This is a genomic window from Frankia sp. CeTa3Moorea, assembly GCF_978021225.1.
Genome location: NZ_CDXDOR010000089.1, coordinates 1 through 20,748 on the forward strand (window position 1 = coordinate 1; position 20,748 = coordinate 20,748).

Consider the following 20,748-nt stretch of genomic DNA (forward strand, 5'->3'; position numbering starts at 1 on the left):
GTCCCACCCGGCCGGACCAGCCCGCGGGCGGTCCCCCGACCGGGGTGGGACGGGTGGGGCCACGGGGTCGGCGGCGGTCTCCGCGCGGCTGCGTGGCGCCCCGAACACTCCGACCGCACGGTGGCGGCGGATCTGGGCGGCGACCGAGCCGGCGCCGCGCCCCGGGTCGCGTTCCCCCTGGCGGCGTTAGAACCGGGCCGCGGCTTAGCCCGGCGAGGTCGAGGACGGCCAGGAGGTACCAGTCCGGTTCGGTGCGCGCGCGGTGGATCAGGCGGGAGGCCAGTGCGTTGCCGTGCCCGGCGGCGACCATGGCCGCGTCGTCGAGGACGACGTGCAGGGTGCCCGTCACTGGGCCGTCGCCTGATCCTGGCCCAGGCGACGGTCGAGTTCGGCGTCCAGCCGCGTGGTGGCGTCGGCCACGCCGGTCTCCTCTCACTCCTCCCCAAGGATACGGGTACGCCTACGTAACCGTTTCCTTCTGCATCGACGCCCAGGGCGGCCTATGACAAGCAAACTTGACTTGATGGAAAGTCAGCTTTACATTCATGCCATGATCGATAAGATGCGGCAGGACAACGTGACACGCGCCGCCCGCAGGGCGATCTTCCTGGACGGTCTCCCCGTCGCCACCCTCGGAGGGATCGCTCTGGCCCTGGGCAGCGACCCCGACCAGACCGCCGCCCAGGAAGCCTGGTGGCTGGGGGTCAGCGGCGCGTTCACGCTCGCCGTGGCATGGGTACTGCTGCGCGCCTTCCGCCGCGCCGACGAGTACCAGCGCAAGATCCAACTGGAGAGTATGGCGATTGCCTTCGCGGCAGTCCTGGTAGGGCTTCAGCTAGCCGCCCTGCTCGACGCCGCCGGCATCGTCCAGCTACGCCAGCTCACCCAGATAATCACCATCGGCGGCGTGGCGATGTGGCTGCTGATCGCAGAGCTACGCACCCGTCTACGCCGATGAAGAACCGGCTGCGCGTGCTGCGGGCGGAACGCCGGTGGAGCCAGGCCGACCTGGCCGACCGATGCCGGGTATCCCGGCAGACCATCAACGCGATCGAGACCGAACGGTACGACCCCAGCCTTCTCCTGGCCTTCACCCTCGCCGACATCTTCAGCCTGGCCATCGAGGAGATCTTCATCCCCGACCGGTCAGGGACAACCACCGCCACCGACCGGCCCTGAGCTCGACTGTTACGAGCACGGTTTTCGTCCCGGTCCCGGCCAGGCCGTCGCGCAGTCGGACGCAGGCGTCGACGACGGCTGCGCCCGCAATCGGAGCCCATGGCATGGCGACGATCCAGTGCTGGAGGTCGACCAGCACGAGCGCGGTTTTCCCGCCTGGCCGGAGGCCGGGCAGGTCAGACCCTCCTTAACGGCCGCCTTCCAGGTAGGCGCCGGTGTCGAACGCGTACAGGGTGCCGGCGCGGGTGGCGATGAGGATGCGCCGCTGGTCGAGCCAGGTGAGGGCGGTGGCCGGGGCGTCGAGGTCGAACCGGTGCGCCGGTCGGGCGGGGCGGCCGGGCGCGGCGGCGGTGACGCGCCACAGCGCGGCGGTGGCGTCGGCGCCGCAGGTGGCCAGGCCGGCGCCGGTCGCGGGCTGCCAGGCGAGCGCGGTGATGGTGTCGTGACCGCGCAGCAGCCGGGGCTTGCTGCCACCGGGGCCTTTGCCGGCGAAGTCCCAGACGGTGACGTCGGGGGCGCCGTTGTTGGCGAGCCATCGCCCGGTGGGGTCGAACGCCAGCTGGGTGACCTTGCCCAGGTAGCCCGGCATCTCCAGGTCCTGCCGGTCGCGGGTGCGCCAGATGTGCACGCTGCGGTCCTGGTTGCCGGTGCAGACCCACCGGTCGTTGGCGCCGACGGCGATCGCGAGGTGCGAGCCCGGGTAGCGCAGGTGTTCGACCGGGTCGGTGCTGTGCCGGGCGTAGCGGTAGGCGCCGCCGTAGGCGGCGGCGACGACCTCGCGGCCCGCCCGCAGCCAGGCGAGGTCGGTGACGGTGCTGGGCGCCGGGCCGGTGCACCACAGCAGGCTGCCGTCGGCGGCGTGCACCCGGACGTGCCGGCCGCAGGCGACCGCCACCCGGTTGGCGCCGTACCAGCGGGCGCGGGCGGACCAGCCGGCCGTGCCGGACGGGCTGTGCTGCTGGCCGGTGGTGTGCCACAGCCGGTAGCCGGTGGGGCCGGTCAGCGCCAGGTGGGCACCGTCGGGGGAGAACGCGGCGTCGAGCAGGCCGCCGTCGACCGACAGGGAGGCGGCGGGCTCACCGGTGTCGGCCTGGTGGATGGCGCAGGTCCCGTCGGCGCCGGCCACGGCGAGCAGCCCGCCGGCCGCGCTCACGGCGACGGGGGTCTCGTCGATCCTGGCCTGCCACAGCGGGGCTTCGATGGTCGCGGTGCTCATGCGGCGGTGGTGAGGCAGGCGGTGAACCCGGCCTCCAGTTCGGCGCGGTCGAGGTTGCGGCCGATGAAGACCAGCCGGTTGGTGCGTGGTTCGTTCTCGCGCCAGGGGCGGCAGGTGTCGCCGTCGAAGAGCATGTGCACGCCCTGGAAGACGTACTGGCGGTCGTTGCCGGCCAGGGCGAGGATGCCTTTGGACCGGAAGATGTCCACGCCCTTGTTCGCGAGGAGCTTGCCGAGCCAGGCGTTAAGCTTGTCGATGTCGACGTCACCGGGGGTGTCGATGCCGACCGAGGTGACGGTGGCGTCGTGCTGGTGGTCGGTGCTCTGCAGGAACTGCGGGTCGGTCTGCAGGACGCGGGAGAGGTCGAACGCGCCGACGTCGAGGATGGCAGCCAGGTCGATCTTCGCGTGCTGCGCCGGGATGATGTCGGCGAGGGCGTTGATCTGCCGCAGCCGGGTCTGGATGCCGCCCAGCTGGTCGGGGTCGACCAGGTCGGTCTTGTTGAGCACGAGGCGGTCGGCGAAGGCGACCTGCTCGACGGCCTCGTTCTCCACCCCGTCGGGTTTGACCTCGTCGAGGTGGGTGAGGATGTGCCTGGCGTCGACGAGGGTGATGATCGCGTCCAGGCGCAGCTGGCCGCGGATCTCGTCGTCGACGAAGAAGGTCTGCGCCACGGGCGCGGGGTCGGCCAGGCCGGTGGTCTCCACCAGGATCCGGTCGAAGCGGTCGCGGCGGCGCATCAGCGTGCCGAGGATGCGGATGAGATCCCCGCGCACGGTGCAGCAGATGCAGCCGTTGTTCATCTCGAAGATTTCTTCTTCGGCGTCCAGGACGAGGGCGTCGTCGACGCCGAGCTCGCCGAACTCGTTCTCGATGACGGCGATGCGCAGGCCGTGCTGTTCGCTGAGGATGCGGTTGAGCAGGGTGGTCTTGCCGGAACCGAGAAAACCGGTCAGCACGGTGACGGGTACCCGGGTATCAGTCATTCTTTTTCTCCTTCGGGTGACAGGGCGGCGCGAACGGACTCGGCGGTCAGCTCGGCCATCGGCTGGTGCAGCGTCCAGCGGCGCGTCGGCGCGCCCGCGGACAGCACGGCAATGACGGTTTCCACAGGTGGGCAGCCCGGCTCGGCGCAGGCCAGCTGCTGGATGACCACCGTGTGGCTGTCGTCCAGCAGCAGCATGTCGCGGACGACCGCCTTGAGGGCGGCGGCGTTGGCCCGGCCGGTGCCGTCGGGCCGGCCGGCGGGGCGGATGGGGCCGGCCAGTGGGGTTGTCGGCTTGGTGGTCAGGATGTTCTCCCTTGGCCGGTGGTGGTTTGGTCGCAGCCGGCCAGCGGCACACGCCCATGGCCGGTGCGGGTGCCGGGGCGGGCGGCGCGGGTCAGCGCGGCGGTGGCGACCTCGGTGACCGCGAGCACCCCGACCACGGGGCCGGCGGGCAGGCCGAGGTGGTAGCTGGCCAGCAGCCCGACCAGCCCGGCGGTGACGCCGAGGCCGGCGGCCAGCAGCAGGACGCGGTGCAGGCGGCTGGACAGCAGCCGGGCGGCGGCGGCCGGGGCGATGCACAGCGTCAGCGCCATCAGGACTCCGACGGTGGTCAGGCCGATCACGACTACGAGGCCGAGCCCGAGGATGACCGCGGTGTCGACCAGGCCGGTGCGCACGCCGAGGGTGCGGGCGTGGCCCGGGTCGAAGGTGGTGGCGACCAGCAGCGGCAGGCATCCCGCGGCCGCGGCGACGACCAGCGCGGCGACCGCCAACTCGATGATCACATCGGTGGTGGTGACGGTCAGCGGGTTGCCGAACAGCACGTGCGAGAGGGCACGAGGCTCGGTGCTTTGCGATACCCCGATCACCCCGAGGGCGAACAGTCCCTGCCCGACCACCCCGATGGCGCTGTCCTCCGGCAGCCGAGCCCGGACCACCAGCACGGCGACCAGCAGCGCCATCACCGCCGCCGCGACCAGCCCGCCGGCCAGCAGGGAGGCGCCGAGCAGCGCGGCGGCGGCGACGCCGGCGAGGATGGCGTGGCTCATCGCGTCGGTCAGGTACACCAGGCGGCGGCTGGTGGCCCACACCCCGGCGACCGGTGCGGCCACGCCGACGGCCAGGGTGGTGACCAGGGCGCGCTGCATGAACGGGTACCCCAGTGGCCCGGTCAGCCAGCCGAGGCCACTCACGCCGGCGCCCCGCGGCCGGCCGCGACCGGCAGCGGGGCGCCGGCGGGCAGCACCTGGCCGGCGGGCCCGTCGGCGAGTACCGCCCGGTCGATGACCACTGCCCGGTCGAACAGGCCACGGGCCAGGTGCAGCTCGTGCAGCGCGCAGCAGACCGCGATGCCGCCGGTGGCCAGCTCGGTCAGCGCGGCCAGCAACGCGCTGACGCTCGCGGCGTCCAGGCCGTCGCACGGCTCGTCGAGCAGCAGCACGTCCGGTTCCTGCGCCAGGGCGCGGGCCAGCAGCAGCCGCTGCGCCTGTCCCCCGGACAGCTCGCCCACCGGCCGGTCCGCCAGGGAATGCAGATCCATGCGTAACAGGGCCGCCTCGATGGCGCGGCGGTCCGCGGCGGCTGGCCGCCGCCACCACCGCCGCGGGGAAAGCCGGCCGGTCGCCACCGCCTGGCGGACCGAGATGGGCAGGTCCCAGCGCGGGGTGGCGCGTTGCGGCACGAACGCCACCCGCACCTCGCTCGCCCCCCGCAGTTCGGTGCGCCGGTGGTGGCATGCCGTCGCCTGGCGGGTGACGGTGCCCTCGTGGGGGGTGAGGCCGGCGAGGGCGCGCAGCAGGGTGGACTTGCCGGCGCCGTTGCGCCCCACGAGGGCGACCAGCTCCCCGGCCGCCAGGGCCACGTCCACGTCTTCGATCGCGGTGACCCGCCCGTACCGCACGGTCAGGCCGCGCGCCTGCAGCACCGGCGGGTTCACCGGCACTCCAGGCCGGTGTGCAGGCGCTGCCCGTTGCCGCGCATCACGCTGAGGTAGTCCTGACCGGCACCCAACGCCTTGCCTGGGTCGAACTCCAACGCGGCGAGCAGGTCCACCCGGGCGCCGATCGCCGTGGCGACGGTCCTGGCCAGATCGGGTGGCAGCGCCTCCTCGAAGAACACCGTGTGTACCCCGGCCGCCCGGGCCGTGTCGGTGATCTCGGCGAGGGTCCTGGCGTCCGGCTCCGCGTCCGGCGACAACCCGGCGATCGGGATCTGCCGCAGCCCGTACCGGTCGGCCAGGTACCCGAACGCGGCGTGCGAGGTCACGATCGCCGTCTGCGCGCAGCCGGTCAGGCCCGCCCGCAGAGCCGCGCCCAACCCGTCGAGATCACGCCCGAGTGTGGCCAGGTTTGCCCGGTAGCCCGCGGCGTGCTCGGGATCGGCGTCGGTGTAGGCGGCGGCGACCACGCCGGCCATCGCCTTCATCCGCACCGGATCCAGCCAGACATGTGGGTCCTTGTCGCCAGAAACAAAAACCATTTTCAACAATACTCTACCGGGTGACTGCAGGTGGAGTCGGGGACCGCGGACCGTACTCAGGTCCCCCGGATTCGCCGGCCGAGGGCCGCCGGGCGCCGGGCCCGGGTGAGCAGGCCGAGGAGCGCCAGCGCGGCGAGGGCCATGACGACCAGGCCGTACCCGCGGGCGGTGGGCAGCAGCCCGTGGTGGGTGACCAGGTAGCCGGCGACGACCGCGGGGACGCCGAAGGCGAGGTAGCACAGCACGTAGACGGTCGAGAGCAGGCCGGCGCGTTCGTGCGGGGCGACCAGGGGGATCAGGACGCGCAGGCCGCCCTGGAAACTGGCGCCGAGACCGATACCGGCCAGCGTGGTGCCGGCGAAGAACGTCGGGGTGGAGGGAAGGTCCGCGCCGAGCAGGGTGACACCGACGCCGACGAGCAGGCCCAGGGCGCCGAGGAACATCACGGTGCGGGGGGCGGTGTCGCGCACGAGCAGCACCGTCAGGGCCGCGGTCACGGTGATGGCGAAGACCGCGAGACCTCCCAGCACGACCCAGCGGGAGTCGACGACGAGACGGGCCAGGCTCGGGCCGAGGGAGAGGTAGAACCCGCTCAGGGCCCAGGAGGCGACCAGGCAGGGGGCGGCGATCAGCAGGTCGCGGCGGGCGGCGGCGGGTACGCCGATGGTCGGGCGCAGCGACGCGAGCGCTCCGGGGATGCGCGGTGCGGTCTCGGGCATCGCCGCGACCCCGACCGCCTGGGCGAGCACGATCGCGCACAGCACCAGGTAGACCAGACGGGTGGGAGCGGGCAGGTAGGCCACGAGCAGACTGGACCCGAGGGCACCCAGGGCCAGGCCGGTGAACGGGCCGACTCCGTTGGCCAGGGTGCCGCGGGCCCGGTCGAGGTCGAGCAGGCCGGCGCCGAGGGCGCCGCTGGCGGCGCCGGTCGCCAGGCCCTGCAGAACGCGGCCGATGGTCAGTTCCCCTACCCCGCCGGCGGTGGCGAACACCGCGAGGGCGGCGGCGAGCAGCAGCGAGGAGGTGAGCAGCACCGGACGGCGCCCGATGTGGTCGGAGAGGGCTCCGACGGTGAGCAACGCGGCGAGGACGGCCAGCGCGTACACGGCGAACACGACGGTCACGGTGATCGGGGAGAACCCCCAGCGGGCCTGGTAGACCGGGTAGAGGGGGGTGGGGGCCGAGGACGCGGCGAGGAACGAGCCGATCATCGACGTCTGCAGGAGGAATCCGGCGCGCGGGGACAGCCTGCCCCGGTGGGGCGCCGTGCCCGGGTCGGGCGGGGCGTCGCGGGCCGCGGCCTGCCGCGGCAGGGCCACCGCCGGTACCGGGGCGGAGGCCGCCGAGGACGGGCTCCCACCACCGCCGCCGGTACCGGCGGCGCCGGCCTGGCCGGCCTGATTGGTCTGGCCGGCCTGGTCGGCGGGGAGGCCGGTGGCGATGGGTTGGGAGGACATCGGGTTTCCCTTCACCGGACAGCTAAAGCTAAGATTTTGCGTTAGCGCCCGACGGTACCCTCGGCCCGACGTTAACGCAAAGGATGTGCGTTAGGCTGGATGCGTGAGTCCGTCCGAGGGTCCGCGGCTCGGGGGGCGTAGCGCGCGGGTCCAGCAGTCCGTGCATGCCGCGGTGCGCGCGCTGCAGGCCGAGCGGGGTCGGCACGAGATCACGGTGCCGCTGGTCGCCGCCCGGGCGGGGGTGACCGCCTCTACCGTCTATCGGCGCTGGGGGGACCTGACCGAGCTGCTCGCCGACGTCGCCGCCGAGCGGCTGCGCCCGGAGACCCCGCCGGCGGGCACCGGGTCGCTGCGCGGCGATCTCGCCGCCTACTGCGAGCAGTACCTGGAGGAGATGTCCTCCCCCACGGGCCGGGCGTTCCTGCGCGACCTGGTCGCTTCCTGTGGCGACGACCGGCCGGCGTGCTGCTGCGACCTGTACATCCGCAAGCAGATCGGGGTCATCGTCGAACGGGCCGCGCGTCGCGGTGAACCCGCCCCCGGGGTCGGTGAGATCGTCGAGGGGGTCATGGCACCGATGATGTACCGCATCCTGTTCGTCGCCGACCCGGTCGATCTCGCCGACGCCCGCCGGTTGGTGGACGCCCTGCTCGCCCGCGGTGGTCAGCCGCGCGGGTAGCCGAGCCGGGTGTTGTACTCCTGGACCGCCGAGGCGGAGCTGACCATGGCGATCACCCACACGATGAACCACACCGGAACGGTGATGATCAGTGTGACGATGAAGAAGGAGAACATCCACAGGAACAGGTCGGCGATCAGGAGCACGACACCCGTGGTGGTCCTGCCGGCGTAGATGTGGCCCACGCCCAGCCACAGGAAGGTCAGCAGCAGCGCGACCGCGACCGACTTCGGCGGTACCGGCGGCACCGGCGGGTAACCCTGGCCCGGGCCGGGACCCGGGAAAGGCTGCGGCGGGCCGATCGGGTACGGCGTCGGGCCCGGCCCGCCGGCCTGGCCATGAGGCGGCCGCGGCGGCTGTCCGTACGGCTCGTGCCCGTACGGCTCGTAGTATCCGGCCGGCCCAGGCTGCTGCGGCTGCCGGTGCGGATCGTCCCACCCTGCCATGTGGCCCCCGATCTTGTCGGTGCACACCGTAACAGGATCATCCGGTTACGTGCATGGACCGGAATACCGGAACCGCGACCGGCATCCCGGCCTTCGGGAATGTGACGTTTACCACACAAAGATCGTTATGTGGATAAACCTGTCGACAAGCCGGTGGGTAACCTGCCGCGACCCTGTGGATGCCCTGTGGGGCAATGCTGATCCCCGGATTCGCCGAGAAGTCAAGACGTTGCGGTGCGTACCAGCCGCGATATCACTGGAGTGTGACTCTGGCGCATCTGACTTCTCGTCCGACCACCACCACCCGGCCCGCCGTACCCACCGCGCCGGGCAGCGCGTCCGTGCTGCCGCCCAGCGTCGCCCGGGTCGCCGCCCGCACCCGGCTGTCCGCCGAGCTGCTGGCGGCGGTCCTGGAGGTCGAGCGGCGCACGCGGGCCACCCTCGAGGACATCGAACGCGCCGACGCGCTGGCCGAACGGCTGCTCGTGCGCCGCGGTGCGCGGCTGCGCGCCGCGGCCGGCCGGCCGGCCCGGTGACCTGCTCCCCCGGGCTCGGCTCAGGCGGCGCCGGCCCGCCGCGAGGCGCGCTCGGCGTGTGCCGAGGTGAGCATCAGGATCTCGTTCGTCCTCAGGGTGAGCACCCGCGACGGGCGCTTGTCGAGGATGTCCTCCACCTCGAGGAGGGCGGCTTCGGCCACCGCGGGATCACGGCGCAGCGTGGCGGCGGCGAGCGACGCCAGCGCCCAGCCGCGGTCGAGGGTCGCCGGGGTGGTCAGGTCGATCGCGGTGTACGCGGCGGAACGCGCCCCGGGCATCCCGAGGCGGGCCATCGCGTCGGCGACGACGCAGGCCTCCCGGACCTCGTCGAAGGGGGGCCAGCCGGGATGGCGCAGGCCGAGCACGGTCGGCCGGTTGCGCAGCCGGTTCAGGGCGGCGTCGAGGGCTGCCTCGTCGCCGGTGGCCGCGGCGACGGTGGCCTGCACCGCCGCCGCCCAGCCGTGCAGGTAGGGATGGTCGACAGCGGCCGCCTTGGCCGCGGCGTTGCGGGCGGCGGCGTAGCGCCCGGTGACGAAGGCGATCGCCGCGTCCAGGCTGTGCGCGGTGCCGGTGAGCAGCCGGTCGTCGAGCTGGGCGGCGAACTGCTCGGTGAGGGTCGCGAACCGCCGCGCCGAGGTGTCGTCGCCGGTGTCAACGGCCAGCATCCCGAGGGAGAACGACAGGTAGCCGGCGACCCGGGTCAGTTCGGCGTGCACCGTCGGGGACAGCCGCCGTCCCAGGGCGGCCTGGACCCGCCGCCAGTCGGCGATGACCGGGCCCACCAGCGTCGTGTGCGGGGCGGAGAACAGGGTCGTGGCGTACCGGTGCAGCCGGTCGTCGAGTTCGGTGAGCGTCACCGGATCGGGATCGGCGAACGTGATCTCCCGGGAGAGTACCGCCGCGGCCCGTCCAGCGGCAGCCAGACCGAGCCGGTCCGAGGCCCGGGTGGGCGACAGTTCCATGCCGTTCATGACCATCCCCTCACGTTCCGGCCGGTGCCTCGTGGCGCACCGGTCACAGCCCGGCGACGGATGTTCGACCGGGCGGGGACCATGCTTCGTTGCGTCGTCCCGTGGCTGGGGCCGCCGCCGGTCGGCACGGCCGGCTGTACGCCGATGATGCTGGTGAACCTGCACGGTTCACCCCAGTGCGTAGCTGATCCGGCAAACACTGTGACCAGTCGCAAGCTACCGCGCAAGAGGGGGGTGGTGTACAGCGGTTTGACAGATTGATCAGAGTCTGCTCCTGGTCCGCCCCGGACAGTTCGGACGTTCCCGATGATCGAGCTCGGGGTCCGCCCCCGCTGTGCCCGCCCCCGCCGGTGAGGTGGCCGCGGCGCAGGTCAGGCAGGCCAGGCAGGTCGGGGGGCGCGGTGTTCCCGGTCGTCGAGCCATCGGTCCAGATCCTGTCCCCTCGACACCCCGCCGCCGCCGCCAACCCGCGATCCGTCAGATAACTCACAGGCGGATAACCCACCTGCCAGGGGCAAGCCCTGACTCCCCGTGGCCGGGCCACCCTGCCGGTAGGGAGAACTGTGGTAGGGAGAGGCAGTGGATTTCCGCGGACAGACCGCACTGATCACCGGTGCGTCGACGGGCATCGGCGCCGTCTTCGCCCGCGAGTTCGCCGCCCGGGGCGCCGACCTCGTGCTCGTCGCGCGCGGCGAGGACCGGTTGCGCGCGAACGCCGCCGAGATCACCCGGCGCCACGGCGTGCGCACCGAGGTGATCGCCGTCGATCTGGCGGAGCCGGCCGCGGTCGACGCCGTCGCCGAACGGGTCGCCGCCGCCGGGGGCGGGGTCGACGTGCTGGTGAACAACGCCGGGTTCGCCACGCACGGCGACGTGGCCGGGGCCGAGGCGGCGCGGCTGGTCGGGCAGGTGCGGCTCAACTGTGTCGCCGTCGTCGAGCTGACCGCGCGCTTCCTGCCCGCGATGGTGCACCGCGGGCGCGGCAGCATCGTGAACGTGGCCAGCATCGCCGCGTTCCAGCCGGTGGCGCACATGGCCGTGTACGCGGCGACGAAGGCGTTCGTGCTGTCCTTCTCCGAGGCGCTGTGGGCCGAGGCCCGCCCGGCGGGGGTCAGGGTGCTCGCGCTGTGCCCCGGCTCCACCGACACGCCGTTCTTCGACGTCGTCGGTACCGAGGACGCCGCCGTCGGGCGCAAACGTTCCCCCGAGCAGGCGGTGGCCAGTGCGATGCGTGCCCTCGAACGCGGCCGTCCCTCGGTCGTCGACGGACGGCGCAACGCGCTGCTGGCCCGGGGTGGGCGGCTGCTGCCGCGGCGGGCGCTGATCCGGATCGCCGAACGCGCCGTCCGCCCGGCCCCGGACGGCTCTCGCGGGTAGGACCTCTCCGGTAGGCCGGGCGGTTTCGGGATCATCCTCACCCGGCCAGCCAGCGCCACCACGGGCCGAAGATCAGGTCGGTGAGCAGCGTATAGCCGCCCGCCGCGGGGTGCGCGCCGTCACCGGCGGCGAGCTCACGCGCCCAGGACAGCCGGCGGCGCAGGGCGGGGAACACGTCGACGTAGGGGACGTCGTAGGCGGCGCAGACCTCGGCGTAGCGGACGGTGAGGTCCGCGACGCGCTCGTCGCGGCCGGGATCACCGGACGGGGGCGGTCCGACCATCAGCACCGGCATGAGGGGGCGGGCCTCGGCGAGCAGGGCCGTCAGGGCGGCGACCGAGTCCCGCGGCGGGACCCGGGTGGCCGTCCCGGTCCCCGCCGCCGGGTCCGTGGTGTCGGCCTCGGCGGTCATGTCGTTCACGCCGAACATGTCGTTCACGCCGAAGGAGATCACGAGCCGGGGGTGTTCCGCCTCGGCCAGCCGGGGCAGGCACTCCGCCCGCCATCGGGCGTGGGCCTCGGTGGAGGTGGCACGCCGGATCCCGAGGTTGTAGGCGGTCAGCGCCACGCCGGCGTCCTCTGTGCGGGCGGCCAGACGCCCGACCCAGCCCAGGTGGGCGGGGTCGCCCACGCCCGCGACGAAGGAGTCCCCGAGGAAGCAGACCCGCAGGTCGCCGCCGCGCAGCCGGGCCGCTGCCGGCGGGTGCGCGGCCGGCGTTGGCAGGCGTGGGAAGGCCGTTGCCGCCGCGTCGAGGTCGGCGGCGGTCAACGGCCGGGTGAAGGTGACGCGGTGCAGCCCCGGCCCGTCGTAGTCGGAGTGGACCGGGACACCGTCGATCATGGTGTCGCCGGGTTCGACCCGGAAACCCAGGCCGGTGTGGAAGGCCAGCGACGTCGCGTTGCCCGGGCTGGTGACCGCGTCGACGCGGCGGGCCCCACGGGTGGCGGCGAGCCGGAAGAACCGCCGGTAGAGACCGCCGGCGATACCACCGCGGCGGCGCGCCGGGTCGACGCCGACGAAGTGGATGTAGGCGACCTCGGGTGCCGAGGCCGACAGGAAACCGACGAGGAAGGCGACAAGGCGGCCGTCGCCGGCACGTTCCACCAGGTAGCTGCTGTCGGTGAAGTGCTGGAAGAACAGCCGCGGCAGCAGCAGCGCGCGCTGTATCGACCCGGCGGCCCCCTGGAAGCCACCCCACCAGTCGTCCATGACGGCGAGCACGCGCCCCTGGTCGTCCGCGGTGGGATGGCGCATCGTCAGGCCGTCGGGAGGATCAAAGATCACGCCGCCACCCTGGCAGAGCCCCGGCCGCCGGCCAAGGCGTTTTTTCCCGCCCGACCGGGATCCCGGTTGTCCGCGCCGCCCCTCCGACCCCGCCCCGGATCGGACGGGGGGTCAGGCGGGCGGTCAGACGGACGGACGGGTGGTCCAGGTGGGGGTCGCCGTAGTACTCGCCGAAAATCGGGCGGGGCTAGGGGTGAGGAGGGGGACGAACAGGAGGAGGGATGCCGCGGTGAGGCCGACGATTGCCAGGCGGGGTCCGGTGGGGCCGGCGGCGAGGTGGACGGCGAGGGTGACCATGGCCACGCCGAGGGCGGTGCCCAGGCCGCGGGTCATGTTGACCAGTCCCCCGCCGGTACCCGCCACGTGGGCCGGGATCGCACTCATGATCGCGGTGTTGTTGGTGGGGGTGTAGAGGCCGAGGCCGAGGCCGAGCACGGCCATCGGGGGGATCAGCCAGGGTGCGGACAGTGGCACGGCGAGTGCGGCGGCGAGTGCCATCGTGCAGGTGACGGCGCCGAGCGCGTAGCGGCGGCGGTCGCTCCACCGGTCGGGTAGGACCGCCCCGGCGCCGCTGGCGGCGAGCGCGAAGCCTCCGGGCAGGGCGGTGAGGACCAGCCCGGCGTGCAGGGGGGAGGTGCCGCGGTCGGTGAGGACGACGGGGACCAGGACGAGCGGGCCGAACAGGACGAGGTAGCCGCACAGCGCGCCGACGAGTCCCCCCGCGAGGGCAGGGATGCGAAGGAGGCGCAGGTCGATCAGGGGTGCCGGCGCGCGGCGTTCCCGTCGGACGAGGCCGTAGCCGGCGAGCGGGGCGAGGATGGCGAGGATGGCGGTGGCCGCGGAGGGCAGGTTCAGGCCGGAGACAGCCGAGACGGCCAGCAGCAGGGTGGTGGTGGCGGTGGCGAGGAGGGCCAGGCCCGGCCAGTCGAAGGGGGCAGGGTCGGTGCGCTGGCGGGTGCGGGGTAGCAGGTAGTAGCCGGCGATGAGGGCGATTGTCCCGACGGGGACGTTGATGGCGAACACCCAGCGCCAGCCGAGAGTGGTGACCAGGGCTCCGCCGAGGGTGGGGCCGAGAGCGAGGCCGAGGGCCTGGGCGGCGGCCTGGACGCCCAGGGCGGCGCGCATCCTCGGGCGGGGTGCGCTGGTGGCGACAAGGGCGACGCTGTTGGCCTGCAGCATCGCGGCGCCGACGGCTTGCGCGACGCGGGAACCGATCAAAGCGGCGAGGCTGGGAGCCAGGCCACAGGCGGCAGAGGCGGCGGTGAAGACGAGGAGTCCGTAGAGGTAGAACTGTTTGCGGCCGTAGGCGTCGGCGAGCCGGCCGACGGGCACCAGCAGGGCGACCAGGGTGAGCAGGTAGGCCAGGGAGACCCAGGTGACTGCAGCGAGCGGGGCGTGGAACTGTGCGCACAGCGGCCCGTAGGCCAGGGTGACGATGCTGGCGTCGAGTTGGCCCATGAACGCGCCGAAGCACACGGTGGCGACCGCCAGCCACCAGCCGCCCGGCAGGTCGCGGACCGCGCGAGGGCGGGCCCGCTCGTGGGCCAGCAGCGACATCAGGGTGTTGCGGGACGCGGCGGTACGCACGCCCGGGTCCATGGCTACCTGCTCCTCCAGCGGAAGCCGCTCATGGCAGGGCGCGGCTCTCCAGCTATGTCCGTGACAGATAAACTCTGTCACAGACATAGTAGGCCGGTGCGGGGGCGGATGCCAGGCCGGCCGCTGGACGTGGGCACGCGGCGTGGGCACGCGGGCCGGATAACCGGCCGCGGGCTAGCGGGCGGGCAGAGCCTGGTCGGGCAGGAGGCTGGCAAGCAGGCCGCGCACGCGGGTGCCGATGTCGTCGCGGATGGCCCGTACCCGCTCCGGGGCAGAGACGGCGGGGTCGTCGATGGGCCAGTCCTCATAGCGCTTACCGGGAACGTAGGGGCAGGTGTCGCCACAGCCCATGGTGATCACGACGTCGGCGGCAGCGAGGATGTCGTCGGTGAGCGGCTTGGGGAACTCCTCGTCCAGACTCAGCCCGATCTCTTTCATCGCGACGATGACCTCGGGGTGGATGCCTTCGGCAGGGTCCGAGCCGCCGGTGCGGATGTGCAGCTGGGTGCCGGCGTAGTGGCGGGTGAACGCGGCGGCCATCTGGGAGCGGCCGGCGTTGTGCACGCAGACGAACAGCACCTCCGGGACCTTCTTGGCGATCAGCCCGCGGGTGGTAGCCAACGCTTCAAGGCGTTCCCGGGTGAGCTTTTCTGCCAGCACCGGCAGGTACAGGGTGACCCGGGCGGTAGCAGCGAAACGGTTGAATGAGTCGGTAAAGACCTCTTCCACGTTGCCTTGGGTGAAGCAGGTTTCGTACTCGTAGGCCAGCCGGCGGATCGCCGCCTTCACCTGGTTGCGCGCGGCCAGATTGAGCCCGGATAGCCGGTCGGCTGGGTGGGTGGAGTCGGTCATGGGACTTATCTCCTTGCCGGAAGAGGGCCGTGCGGGTCAGGCGGGACGGTGCTGATCAACGGTCGCTGCGGCGGGCCGGCCGTTGGCGCCGGCCGCCGCGGCCGGCGCCGGGCCCGCGACGGCTCCCGCGAGCCGTTCGATGCGGGTTGCGAGGTCGGCGAAGGCGCGCTCGAAGGCGTCGTCGGTGTCGGTCGGGACCGGGTCGGGCACCGACCAGTGCAGCCGGCGTTCCGTGGGGCGTCGCAGGTGTTCGTGGGCGTTGTCGCAGACGGTCACCACGAGGTCGTCGGGTTGCAGGACGTCGTCGAGGTGCGCTGTGCGCGGGGCGGTGAGGGCCAGGCCGTGGCGGCGGGCGACGTCGATCGTGCGGGGGTGGACGGCCGGGGCGGGGTCGGTGCCGGCTGAGGCCGCGGGGACGCCGCTTCGGGCCGTCCATTGCGCGGCGGCCAGCTGCGAGCGTGCGGTGTTGTGGGTGCAGACGAAGACCACGCGCGGCGCCGGGAGGACCGCGGGCGGAAGGAGGGTGGCCAGGGCCTCGGGTACGAGGTGCAGGTAGCTGCGGCGACGGTCGGCCTGCGAGCGGGTCCGCCGGATCAGCCCGGTGCCCTCCAGCGTGGCGAGGTGGTGGGCGAGCAGGTTCGACGGGATTCCGAGCGCGGTGCCCAGCTCGCTCGGGGACGCTTCGCCGAGGGCCAGGGCGTCGACGACGGCCAGTCGCGCGGGCTCGGCGAGCGCCGCATGCAACGCGGCCCTTCGCTCAACTGTCATTGACTCAACGTCCATTGAGGTGATTGTCGGTGTGGGGGTGGCTGCGGTCAAGATGGGCCCGCACGCCACACCCCGGCCACGCCTCCGCAGAGACAACTCGGGTCAGCGGCGGGCTGCGCTCCTGCCGGGCACGGACCCGCCAGCATGAGCACCGTTCCCGAATCGAGCGCGGCCCGCGCCTTGCGGCCGGTGCACCGTCCCAGCACGAGCGACGGTCACGTACCGGATATCCCCGATGGACGAGATCGGACGGACTGGTCGGGCTCACCGGCCGCGGCCGCGCCATTCACGCTCGCGGCGGGATGAGCGACGACGACCTCCGCCGCCGCGGCCCGGCCCAGCTGCGGGTAGAACAGGCGGATCAGCCCGGTCCCGACCAGGCCGCCGACGAGCTGCGCGGCGATGAACCCCGGAGCGGACGCCGGAGCAATACCGGCGAAGCTGTCGGAGAACATCCGGCCAGTCGTGATCGCCGGGTTGGCGAAGGACGTGGACGAGGTGAACCAGTAGGCGGCGCCGATGTAGGCGCCGACCGCGGCCGGAGCCTTGTCTGACCGGCCCGAGCGGGCCAGGGCGAAGATGACCAGCAGCAGGCCGGCCGTGGCGACGACCTCGGACAGCAGATGCGGCCAGGTGGCCCGGTGGTGGGTGGAGATCGACACCGCCGACCGGTCGAACATCAAGTTCGCCAGGACGGCGCCGGCGATGCAGCCGGCGACCTGGGCGGGCAGGTAGGCGGCCACGTCCCGCCACGACAGTCCGCCGAAGACGGCGTCGACCGCGGACACGACCGGGTTGAAGTGCGCCCCGGACACCGGCCCGACCATCAAGATGATCGCGAACAGGCCGGCGGCGGTGGCCACCGCGTTCTCCGCCAGTTCCAGGCCGGTCTGGTTCGGGCTGAGCTGCTGGGCGGCGATGCCGGAGCCGATGACGAGGGCGGCCAGCAGCATGCTGCCGACCGCCTCCGCCGCCAACCGCCGGGCGAGATGTGGCTGTAGCTGTTCTCCCGTCATCGCGCGGTCAGGAAGTAGAAGTCCACCGCGGCGTCCACGTCCGAGACGTTCAACGCCAACTGCACCCTCGCCATCCCAACCCTCCAGACATCGACCGACATCTATAGCAACTGCTGGCGCCGAGGATGCGCCCAGGCATAGACCGCTGTCAATAGCTGAGGCATGCTGGAGGCCATGACCACCGCAACCCGCCCCGCCGCATCGTCGGCCGCCCTACCGCCCCCCGCCGTGACCACGCGCGCCCCGGCCGCGGCGGACGCGGCGGCCGGGCCTGGAGCGTGGGTGTGTTGCAGCCCGTTGACCCGTCAACCGCTGTCCGCCGAGGCCGCCGCCCGCCTCGCCGGTGTGCTCAAGGCGATCGCGGACCCAACCCGGCTGCGGCTGCTGTCGCTGATCTACGCCCACGAGGGCGGGGAGGCGTGCGTGTGCGAGCTGACCGAGCCGCTCGGGCTGACCCAGCCCACGATCAGCCACCACCTGAAAGTCCTCGTCGACGTCGGCCTGCTCACCCGCGACAAGCGCGGGGTCTGGGCCTACTACAAGGCCGCACCCGACGCCCTCGCCGCACTCAGCACGATGATCAGCCCCTGCTGCTGACGGCGCTCCGGCGCCTACGATCCATGGCCCGGTACGCCGGGACCGAACCCCGCTCTAGACCCGACCGCATCCATCGGCGTAGCCGGCACGCTGCGCTGTGAGGAAGGCCACGAGACTGCCGTGACCACCAGCCCTGTTGCATCCGTCCTGTTCGTCTGCGTGCACAACGCCGGCCGCTCCCAGATGGCCGCCGGATTCCTGCGACACCTCGCCGGTGACCGGATCGAGGTGCGTTCCGCCGGCTCCCTGCCCGCCGAGCAGGTCAACCCCGCCGCGGCCGCCGCCATGGCCGAGGTCGGCATCGACATCACCGGCCAGAAGCCCAAGGTGCTGACCACCGAGGCGGTGCAGGCCTCCGACTATGTGATCAGCATGGGCTGCGGCGACGCCTGCCCGGTCTTCCCCGGCAAGAACTATCTCACCTGGGACCTCGACGACCCCGCCGGCCAGGGCGTTGACGCTGTTCGCCCGATCCGCGACCAGATCGAGATCCTTATCAAGGACCTCATCGCGGAGATCGGCAGCCGGCCGGAGCGTCCGAGCATCCCAGCCTGACCGCTCTGCCCGCCGAGGTAGATGCCAACGTGTGTGATTACGCCCCCCGGAGATCCGCGCTCAGGGCCCGCCGGTGGCGGCGGGGGACGGGTCGGCCGTGCGGCGGTCATCGAGTTGTTCGACCAGGCGTGACAGGGCCGGCAAGGCTTCGACGATAACGGCCTGGTCGGCGGCGGCGAGCCGGCCCAGTGCGTCGCCGAGCCTGCGTTCGTGGGCCTCGCGCCACCCCTGCAGATGGCGGGTACCGGTCTCGGTCAACGACACCCGGGCCGCGCGCCGGTCGGCCGGGTCGGTGACCCGCCGCAGAAGATCCGCGTCCGACATCTGTTGCACCAGGGTGCTCACCGTATTCGGAGCCAGGTGGAGCAGGCCTGCGAGCTCACCCACCCGCGCGCCGTCGCGTTCCTGCAGGCACTGCAACAACTCCACCTGGGCCATCGGCAGGGCCTCCCACGGGTAGTCGCTGCGGATACTCGTCCGCAGCACCCGTCGAAGTCGAGTGACGACCTCGGTCAACGCCCGCGCGTCCCGCTCCAGCCGTAGCTGCACCGCCACCCCGACAGGATAGCTAGGAAAGGGCCGGGTTTCACCGGTCGGATCAGCAGGTTCTCCGCGCCGACGATCGCCTGGCGGGATCATCACCCGCGCCGGCCACGATCCGCCCTCAGGGGGCGGTCAGCACGCGGGGGCCGTCCTCGGTGATCGCGACGGTGTGCTCGGCGTGGGCGGCGCGGCTGCCGTCGCCGGTGCGCAGCGCCCAGCCGTCGGGGGCCGTGCGGCAGTGGTCGCGACCGCCGGCGAGGAACATCGGCTCCAGGGCGAGGACCAGTCCGGGGCGCAGCAGCATGCCCCGGCCGGGCCGGCCGTCGTTGGGAACACCGGGGTCCTCGTGCATGCGCCGGCCGATGCCGTGGCCGCCGAAGCCGCGCGGGATGCCGTAGCCGGCTGCCCGCCCGACCCGGCCGATGGCGTGCGCGATGTCGCCGAGGCGGCCGCCCGCGACCGCGGCGGTGATGCCGGCGGCCAGCGCGCGGCGGGTGGTCTCGACGAGGTCGGCGTCGCCCGGTCGGGGGGTGCCGACGCAGAAGCTGACGGCCGCGTCGCCGACCCAGCCGTCGAGCTCGGCGCCGCAGTCGACGCTGAGCAGGTCGCCGTCGCGCAGCGGGGTGCCGTCGGGGATGCCGTGCACGATCGTGTCGTTGACCGAGGTGCAGATGACCGCGGGGAACGGGCTCGGGGCGAAGGGCGGCTGGTAGTGCAGGAAGGCCGGGTCGGCCCCGGCGTCGCGGATCACCGCGTGCGCGGTGTCGTCGAGCTCGCGCAGGGTGACGCCGGCCGCGGCGGTGGCGCGTACCGCCGCGAGGGCGCGGGCGACGACCGCCCCGGCCGCGGCCATCGCCTCGATCGCCGTGCCCGACTTCAGTTCGACCATGGGTTGCTCCGTCTCCCGCCGCCGGTGCCGTCTCCCGCCGCCGGTGCCGCAGGAGAGCCCACGGGAGACCCCGGCTGCCCCGCCTGCCCTCTACTCAGCCGACAGGCTCGGACCCGCACCCGTGACCAATTCTTATACCGTTATTAGTATCACGGTTGTGGTGCGGAGCCGGGTAGGGGCATGCCGGTACTAGCATCATGGTCATGGTGCGGACGCCGTTGACCCGGCTGGAACGCGAACGCGGTGAGCGGTTGGGCGCCCTGCTGCGCACCGCCCGGGGGGACCGCAGCATGGTCGAGGTCGCCGCGGCGGCCGGGCTGTCGGCGGAGACGCTGCGCAAGATCGAGGCAGGTCGGATCGCGACCCCGGCGTTCTTCACCGTCGCCGCGCTGGCGCGGGTCCTCGGCCTGTCCCTGGACCTGCTCGCCGACGCCTGCGCCCCGGTGCCCGCCGGCGCGGCGGTCCCGTCCGGCGTCGCCTGGGGCTGAGAAACGTCGGGAAGAACGATTCGCGTTTGTCTTCCTTAACAACACCAGCGGCGCGAGCCGATGCTGATCAAAGTGGTCCGCTCGACCGCCCAGCCGACCTGGTCCGCGGTCACGCGGAAGCGCCGCTACCCCGACCCGGCGCGCCATGCCGGGCGATCGCGACCGTCACCCGCCGGCCGGCGCGTTTGGGTACGAGCAGGACCGGCTGTGGCATGGCCGTTCCCGGGGACAGGGTGGCCGTTCCCGGGGACAGGGGGACAGCGAGGGGGATCAGGCAGGCGGCCTCGGCGACGCTCGGGGTGCCGAGCGCGGCGTGGGCAGCGGCACCGGGATGGGGCACGTCGACGCCTGCGAGCAGGGCGGCGGGATGGCCCACCAGCGGCCAGCCGTGGTGGCGTGCGGCGGCGACGACGCCCGGTTCGTCCCGGCGGGCCTCGACCGTCGCCATCCGGCGCACCGCGCTCACCGGCGCCGCGAGGTCGTGCAGCGCCGCCTCGACCAGCCCCAGGATCTCCGCCGCCGTCACCCCGGGCCGTGCACCGACACCGACGACCAGTCCCCCGTCCCCCGGTTCTGCTCCGGTCACGCCGCGCGGGCGGCGGCGAGCAGGCGGGTGGCGGCGCCGGGTCGTCCGGCCCAGTGCAGATGTAGGTAGGAGGCGTGCACCCGGCGGTGCACGAACCCCTCGGATATCCACGGCGACGCCGCCTGCTCCCCGCCGCGCCGGCCACCACCCGCGACGCGTCCCGGCGCAGGCCGGGGAGCGGTTCCGGGTAGCGGCAGCCACCACGCCGCCACCCCCGAGGGCCCGGGGGGTGGGCCCGCGGGG

At 73.1% G+C, this 20,748-nt stretch carries 25 protein-coding genes and 2 pseudogenes; 8 read left to right on the forward strand and 19 right to left on the reverse strand.

The window, feature by feature from the left end; translation table 11 throughout:
* Positions 1–349: pseudogene (locus AC08OV_RS15555) on the reverse strand (hypothetical protein); the annotation flags it as partial.
* Between the two features lie 213 nt (positions 350–562).
* Here AC08OV_RS15555 and AC08OV_RS15560 point away from each other — a divergent pair.
* Together AC08OV_RS15560 and AC08OV_RS15565 are read left to right on the forward strand one after the other, a co-directional pair.
* Positions 563–958, forward strand: a complete 396-nt coding sequence (locus AC08OV_RS15560; protein WP_476619849.1) for a hypothetical protein — start codon at positions 563–565, stop codon at positions 956–958.
* The gene (locus AC08OV_RS15565; RefSeq protein WP_476614209.1) at positions 955–1,179 is read left to right on the forward strand and encodes a helix-turn-helix transcriptional regulator; all 225 of its coding nucleotides are present in this window, start codon (positions 955–957) and stop codon (positions 1,177–1,179) included. Before AC08OV_RS15560 ends, AC08OV_RS15565 begins: the two co-directional genes overlap by 4 nt.
* 187 nt (positions 1,180–1,366) lie before the next feature.
* Here AC08OV_RS15565 and AC08OV_RS15570 read toward each other — a convergent pair whose 3' ends face one another.
* The 7 genes from AC08OV_RS15570 to AC08OV_RS15600 all read right to left on the reverse strand — a co-directional run bounded on the left by AC08OV_RS15570 (position 1,367) and on the right by AC08OV_RS15600 (position 7,318).
* Positions 1,367–2,395: a WD40 repeat domain-containing protein gene (locus AC08OV_RS15570; protein ID WP_476614208.1), complete on the reverse strand. Its 1,029-nt coding sequence runs from the start codon at positions 2,393–2,395 to the stop codon at positions 1,367–1,369.
* Positions 2,392–3,381 (reverse strand): CobW family GTP-binding protein, encoded by a 990-nt coding sequence (locus AC08OV_RS15575; RefSeq protein WP_476614207.1) that lies wholly within the window; start codon positions 3,379–3,381, stop codon positions 2,392–2,394. The genes AC08OV_RS15570 and AC08OV_RS15575 overlap by 4 nt, the downstream gene beginning before the upstream one ends.
* The gene (locus AC08OV_RS15580; protein WP_476593351.1) at positions 3,378–3,578 is read right to left on the reverse strand and encodes a hypothetical protein; all 201 of its coding nucleotides are present in this window, start codon (positions 3,576–3,578) and stop codon (positions 3,378–3,380) included. The genes AC08OV_RS15575 and AC08OV_RS15580 overlap by 4 nt, the downstream gene beginning before the upstream one ends.
* Positions 3,579–3,682: 104 nt before the next feature.
* Positions 3,683–4,576, reverse strand: coding sequence for a metal ABC transporter permease (locus AC08OV_RS15585; protein WP_476614206.1), 894 nt, complete (start codon positions 4,574–4,576; stop codon positions 3,683–3,685).
* Positions 4,573–5,307 carry a metal ABC transporter ATP-binding protein gene (locus tag AC08OV_RS15590; RefSeq protein WP_476619850.1) on the reverse strand — a complete coding sequence of 245 codons (735 nt, stop codon included), beginning with the start codon at positions 5,305–5,307 and terminating at the stop codon, positions 4,573–4,575. Before AC08OV_RS15590 ends, AC08OV_RS15585 begins: the two co-directional genes overlap by 4 nt.
* 8 nt (positions 5,308–5,315) lie before the next feature.
* A complete protein-coding gene (locus AC08OV_RS15595; protein WP_476614204.1) occupies positions 5,316–5,861 on the reverse strand; it encodes a metal ABC transporter solute-binding protein, Zn/Mn family in 546 nt (181 codons plus the stop codon).
* Between the two features lie 56 nt (positions 5,862–5,917).
* Positions 5,918–7,318: an MFS transporter gene (locus tag AC08OV_RS15600; protein WP_476614203.1), complete on the reverse strand. Its 1,401-nt coding sequence runs from the start codon at positions 7,316–7,318 to the stop codon at positions 5,918–5,920.
* 103 nt (positions 7,319–7,421) lie between these two features.
* Between AC08OV_RS15600 and AC08OV_RS15605 the strand changes: the two genes are divergently transcribed.
* Positions 7,422–7,997: a TetR/AcrR family transcriptional regulator gene (locus AC08OV_RS15605; protein WP_476614202.1), complete on the forward strand. Its 576-nt coding sequence runs from the start codon at positions 7,422–7,424 to the stop codon at positions 7,995–7,997.
* Here AC08OV_RS15605 and AC08OV_RS15610 read toward each other — a convergent pair.
* Complete coding sequence (locus tag AC08OV_RS15610; protein WP_476619851.1) at positions 7,982–8,470, reverse strand: TM2 domain-containing protein; 489 nt, start codon at positions 8,468–8,470, stop codon at positions 7,982–7,984. The genes AC08OV_RS15605 and AC08OV_RS15610 overlap by 16 nt on opposite strands.
* A 236-nt stretch (positions 8,471–8,706) precedes the next feature.
* Here AC08OV_RS15610 and AC08OV_RS15615 point away from each other — a divergent pair, with 236 nt between their 5' ends.
* Positions 8,707–8,979, forward strand: coding sequence for a hypothetical protein (locus AC08OV_RS15615; protein ID WP_476599476.1), 273 nt, complete (start codon positions 8,707–8,709; stop codon positions 8,977–8,979).
* Positions 8,980–8,999: 20 nt separating this feature from the next.
* On the opposite strand, the gene AC08OV_RS15620 is transcribed toward AC08OV_RS15615, so the two are convergent.
* Positions 9,000–9,950: a hypothetical protein gene (locus AC08OV_RS15620; RefSeq protein WP_476614200.1), complete on the reverse strand. Its 951-nt coding sequence runs from the start codon at positions 9,948–9,950 to the stop codon at positions 9,000–9,002.
* A 579-nt stretch (positions 9,951–10,529) separates the two neighbouring features.
* Between AC08OV_RS15620 and AC08OV_RS15625 the strand changes: the two genes are divergently transcribed.
* Positions 10,530–11,327: an SDR family NAD(P)-dependent oxidoreductase gene (locus tag AC08OV_RS15625; protein ID WP_476614199.1), complete on the forward strand. Its 798-nt coding sequence runs from the start codon at positions 10,530–10,532 to the stop codon at positions 11,325–11,327.
* Positions 11,328–11,364: 37 nt separating this feature from the next.
* On the opposite strand, the gene AC08OV_RS15630 is transcribed toward AC08OV_RS15625, so the two are convergent.
* The 5 genes from AC08OV_RS15630 to AC08OV_RS15650 all read right to left on the reverse strand — a co-directional run bounded on the left by AC08OV_RS15630 (position 11,365) and on the right by AC08OV_RS15650 (position 16,847).
* Positions 11,365–12,612 carry a GNAT family N-acetyltransferase gene (locus AC08OV_RS15630; protein WP_476619852.1) on the reverse strand — a complete coding sequence of 416 codons (1,248 nt, stop codon included), beginning with the start codon at positions 12,610–12,612 and terminating at the stop codon, positions 11,365–11,367.
* Positions 12,613–12,735: 123 nt separating this feature from the next.
* A complete protein-coding gene (locus AC08OV_RS15635; RefSeq protein ID WP_476619853.1) occupies positions 12,736–14,211 on the reverse strand; it encodes an MFS transporter in 1,476 nt (491 codons plus the stop codon).
* 174 nt (positions 14,212–14,385) lie between these two features.
* Positions 14,386–15,063, reverse strand: coding sequence for an arsenate reductase/protein-tyrosine-phosphatase family protein (locus tag AC08OV_RS15640; RefSeq protein WP_476619854.1), 678 nt, complete (start codon positions 15,061–15,063; stop codon positions 14,386–14,388).
* A 36-nt stretch (positions 15,064–15,099) separates the two neighbouring features.
* On the reverse strand, positions 15,100–15,831 hold the full coding sequence (locus AC08OV_RS15645; RefSeq protein WP_476619855.1) for an arsenate reductase/protein-tyrosine-phosphatase family protein: 732 nt from the start codon (positions 15,829–15,831) through the stop codon (positions 15,100–15,102).
* 215 nt (positions 15,832–16,046) lie between these two features.
* The gene (locus AC08OV_RS15650) at positions 16,047–16,847 is read right to left on the reverse strand and encodes an MIP/aquaporin family protein (protein WP_476619856.1); all 801 of its coding nucleotides are present in this window, start codon (positions 16,845–16,847) and stop codon (positions 16,047–16,049) included.
* A gap of 174 nt (positions 16,848–17,021) precedes the next feature.
* On the opposite strand from AC08OV_RS15650, the gene AC08OV_RS15655 reads away from it, so the two are divergent.
* Together AC08OV_RS15655 and AC08OV_RS15660 are read left to right on the forward strand one after the other, a co-directional pair.
* Complete coding sequence (locus AC08OV_RS15655) at positions 17,022–17,444, forward strand: ArsR/SmtB family transcription factor (RefSeq protein WP_476619857.1); 423 nt, start codon at positions 17,022–17,024, stop codon at positions 17,442–17,444.
* 120 nt (positions 17,445–17,564) lie between these two features.
* A complete protein-coding gene (locus tag AC08OV_RS15660; protein WP_476616019.1) occupies positions 17,565–17,999 on the forward strand; it encodes an arsenate reductase ArsC in 435 nt (144 codons plus the stop codon).
* 60 nt (positions 18,000–18,059) lie between these two features.
* On the opposite strand, the gene AC08OV_RS15665 is transcribed toward AC08OV_RS15660, so the two are convergent.
* Both AC08OV_RS15665 and map read right to left on the reverse strand, forming a co-directional pair.
* Complete coding sequence (locus AC08OV_RS15665; protein WP_476619858.1) at positions 18,060–18,554, reverse strand: MarR family winged helix-turn-helix transcriptional regulator; 495 nt, start codon at positions 18,552–18,554, stop codon at positions 18,060–18,062.
* A gap of 109 nt (positions 18,555–18,663) precedes the next feature.
* Complete coding sequence (gene map / locus AC08OV_RS15670; protein WP_476616021.1) at positions 18,664–19,431, reverse strand: type I methionyl aminopeptidase; 768 nt, start codon at positions 19,429–19,431, stop codon at positions 18,664–18,666.
* A 203-nt stretch (positions 19,432–19,634) separates the two neighbouring features.
* Between map and AC08OV_RS15675 the strand changes: the two genes are divergently transcribed.
* Positions 19,635–19,919: a helix-turn-helix domain-containing protein gene (locus tag AC08OV_RS15675; protein ID WP_476616023.1), complete on the forward strand. Its 285-nt coding sequence runs from the start codon at positions 19,635–19,637 to the stop codon at positions 19,917–19,919.
* 109 nt (positions 19,920–20,028) lie between these two features.
* Here the strand turns inward: AC08OV_RS15675 and AC08OV_RS15680 are convergent, their stop codons facing one another.
* Together AC08OV_RS15680 and AC08OV_RS15685 are read right to left on the reverse strand one after the other, a co-directional pair.
* Positions 20,029–20,505 (reverse strand): cobalamin biosynthesis protein, encoded by a 477-nt coding sequence (locus AC08OV_RS15680; protein ID WP_476619859.1) that lies wholly within the window; start codon positions 20,503–20,505, stop codon positions 20,029–20,031.
* Positions 20,502–20,748: pseudogene (locus AC08OV_RS15685) on the reverse strand (cobyrinate a,c-diamide synthase); the annotation flags it as partial. The pseudogene AC08OV_RS15685 and the gene AC08OV_RS15680, both read right to left, overlap by 4 nt.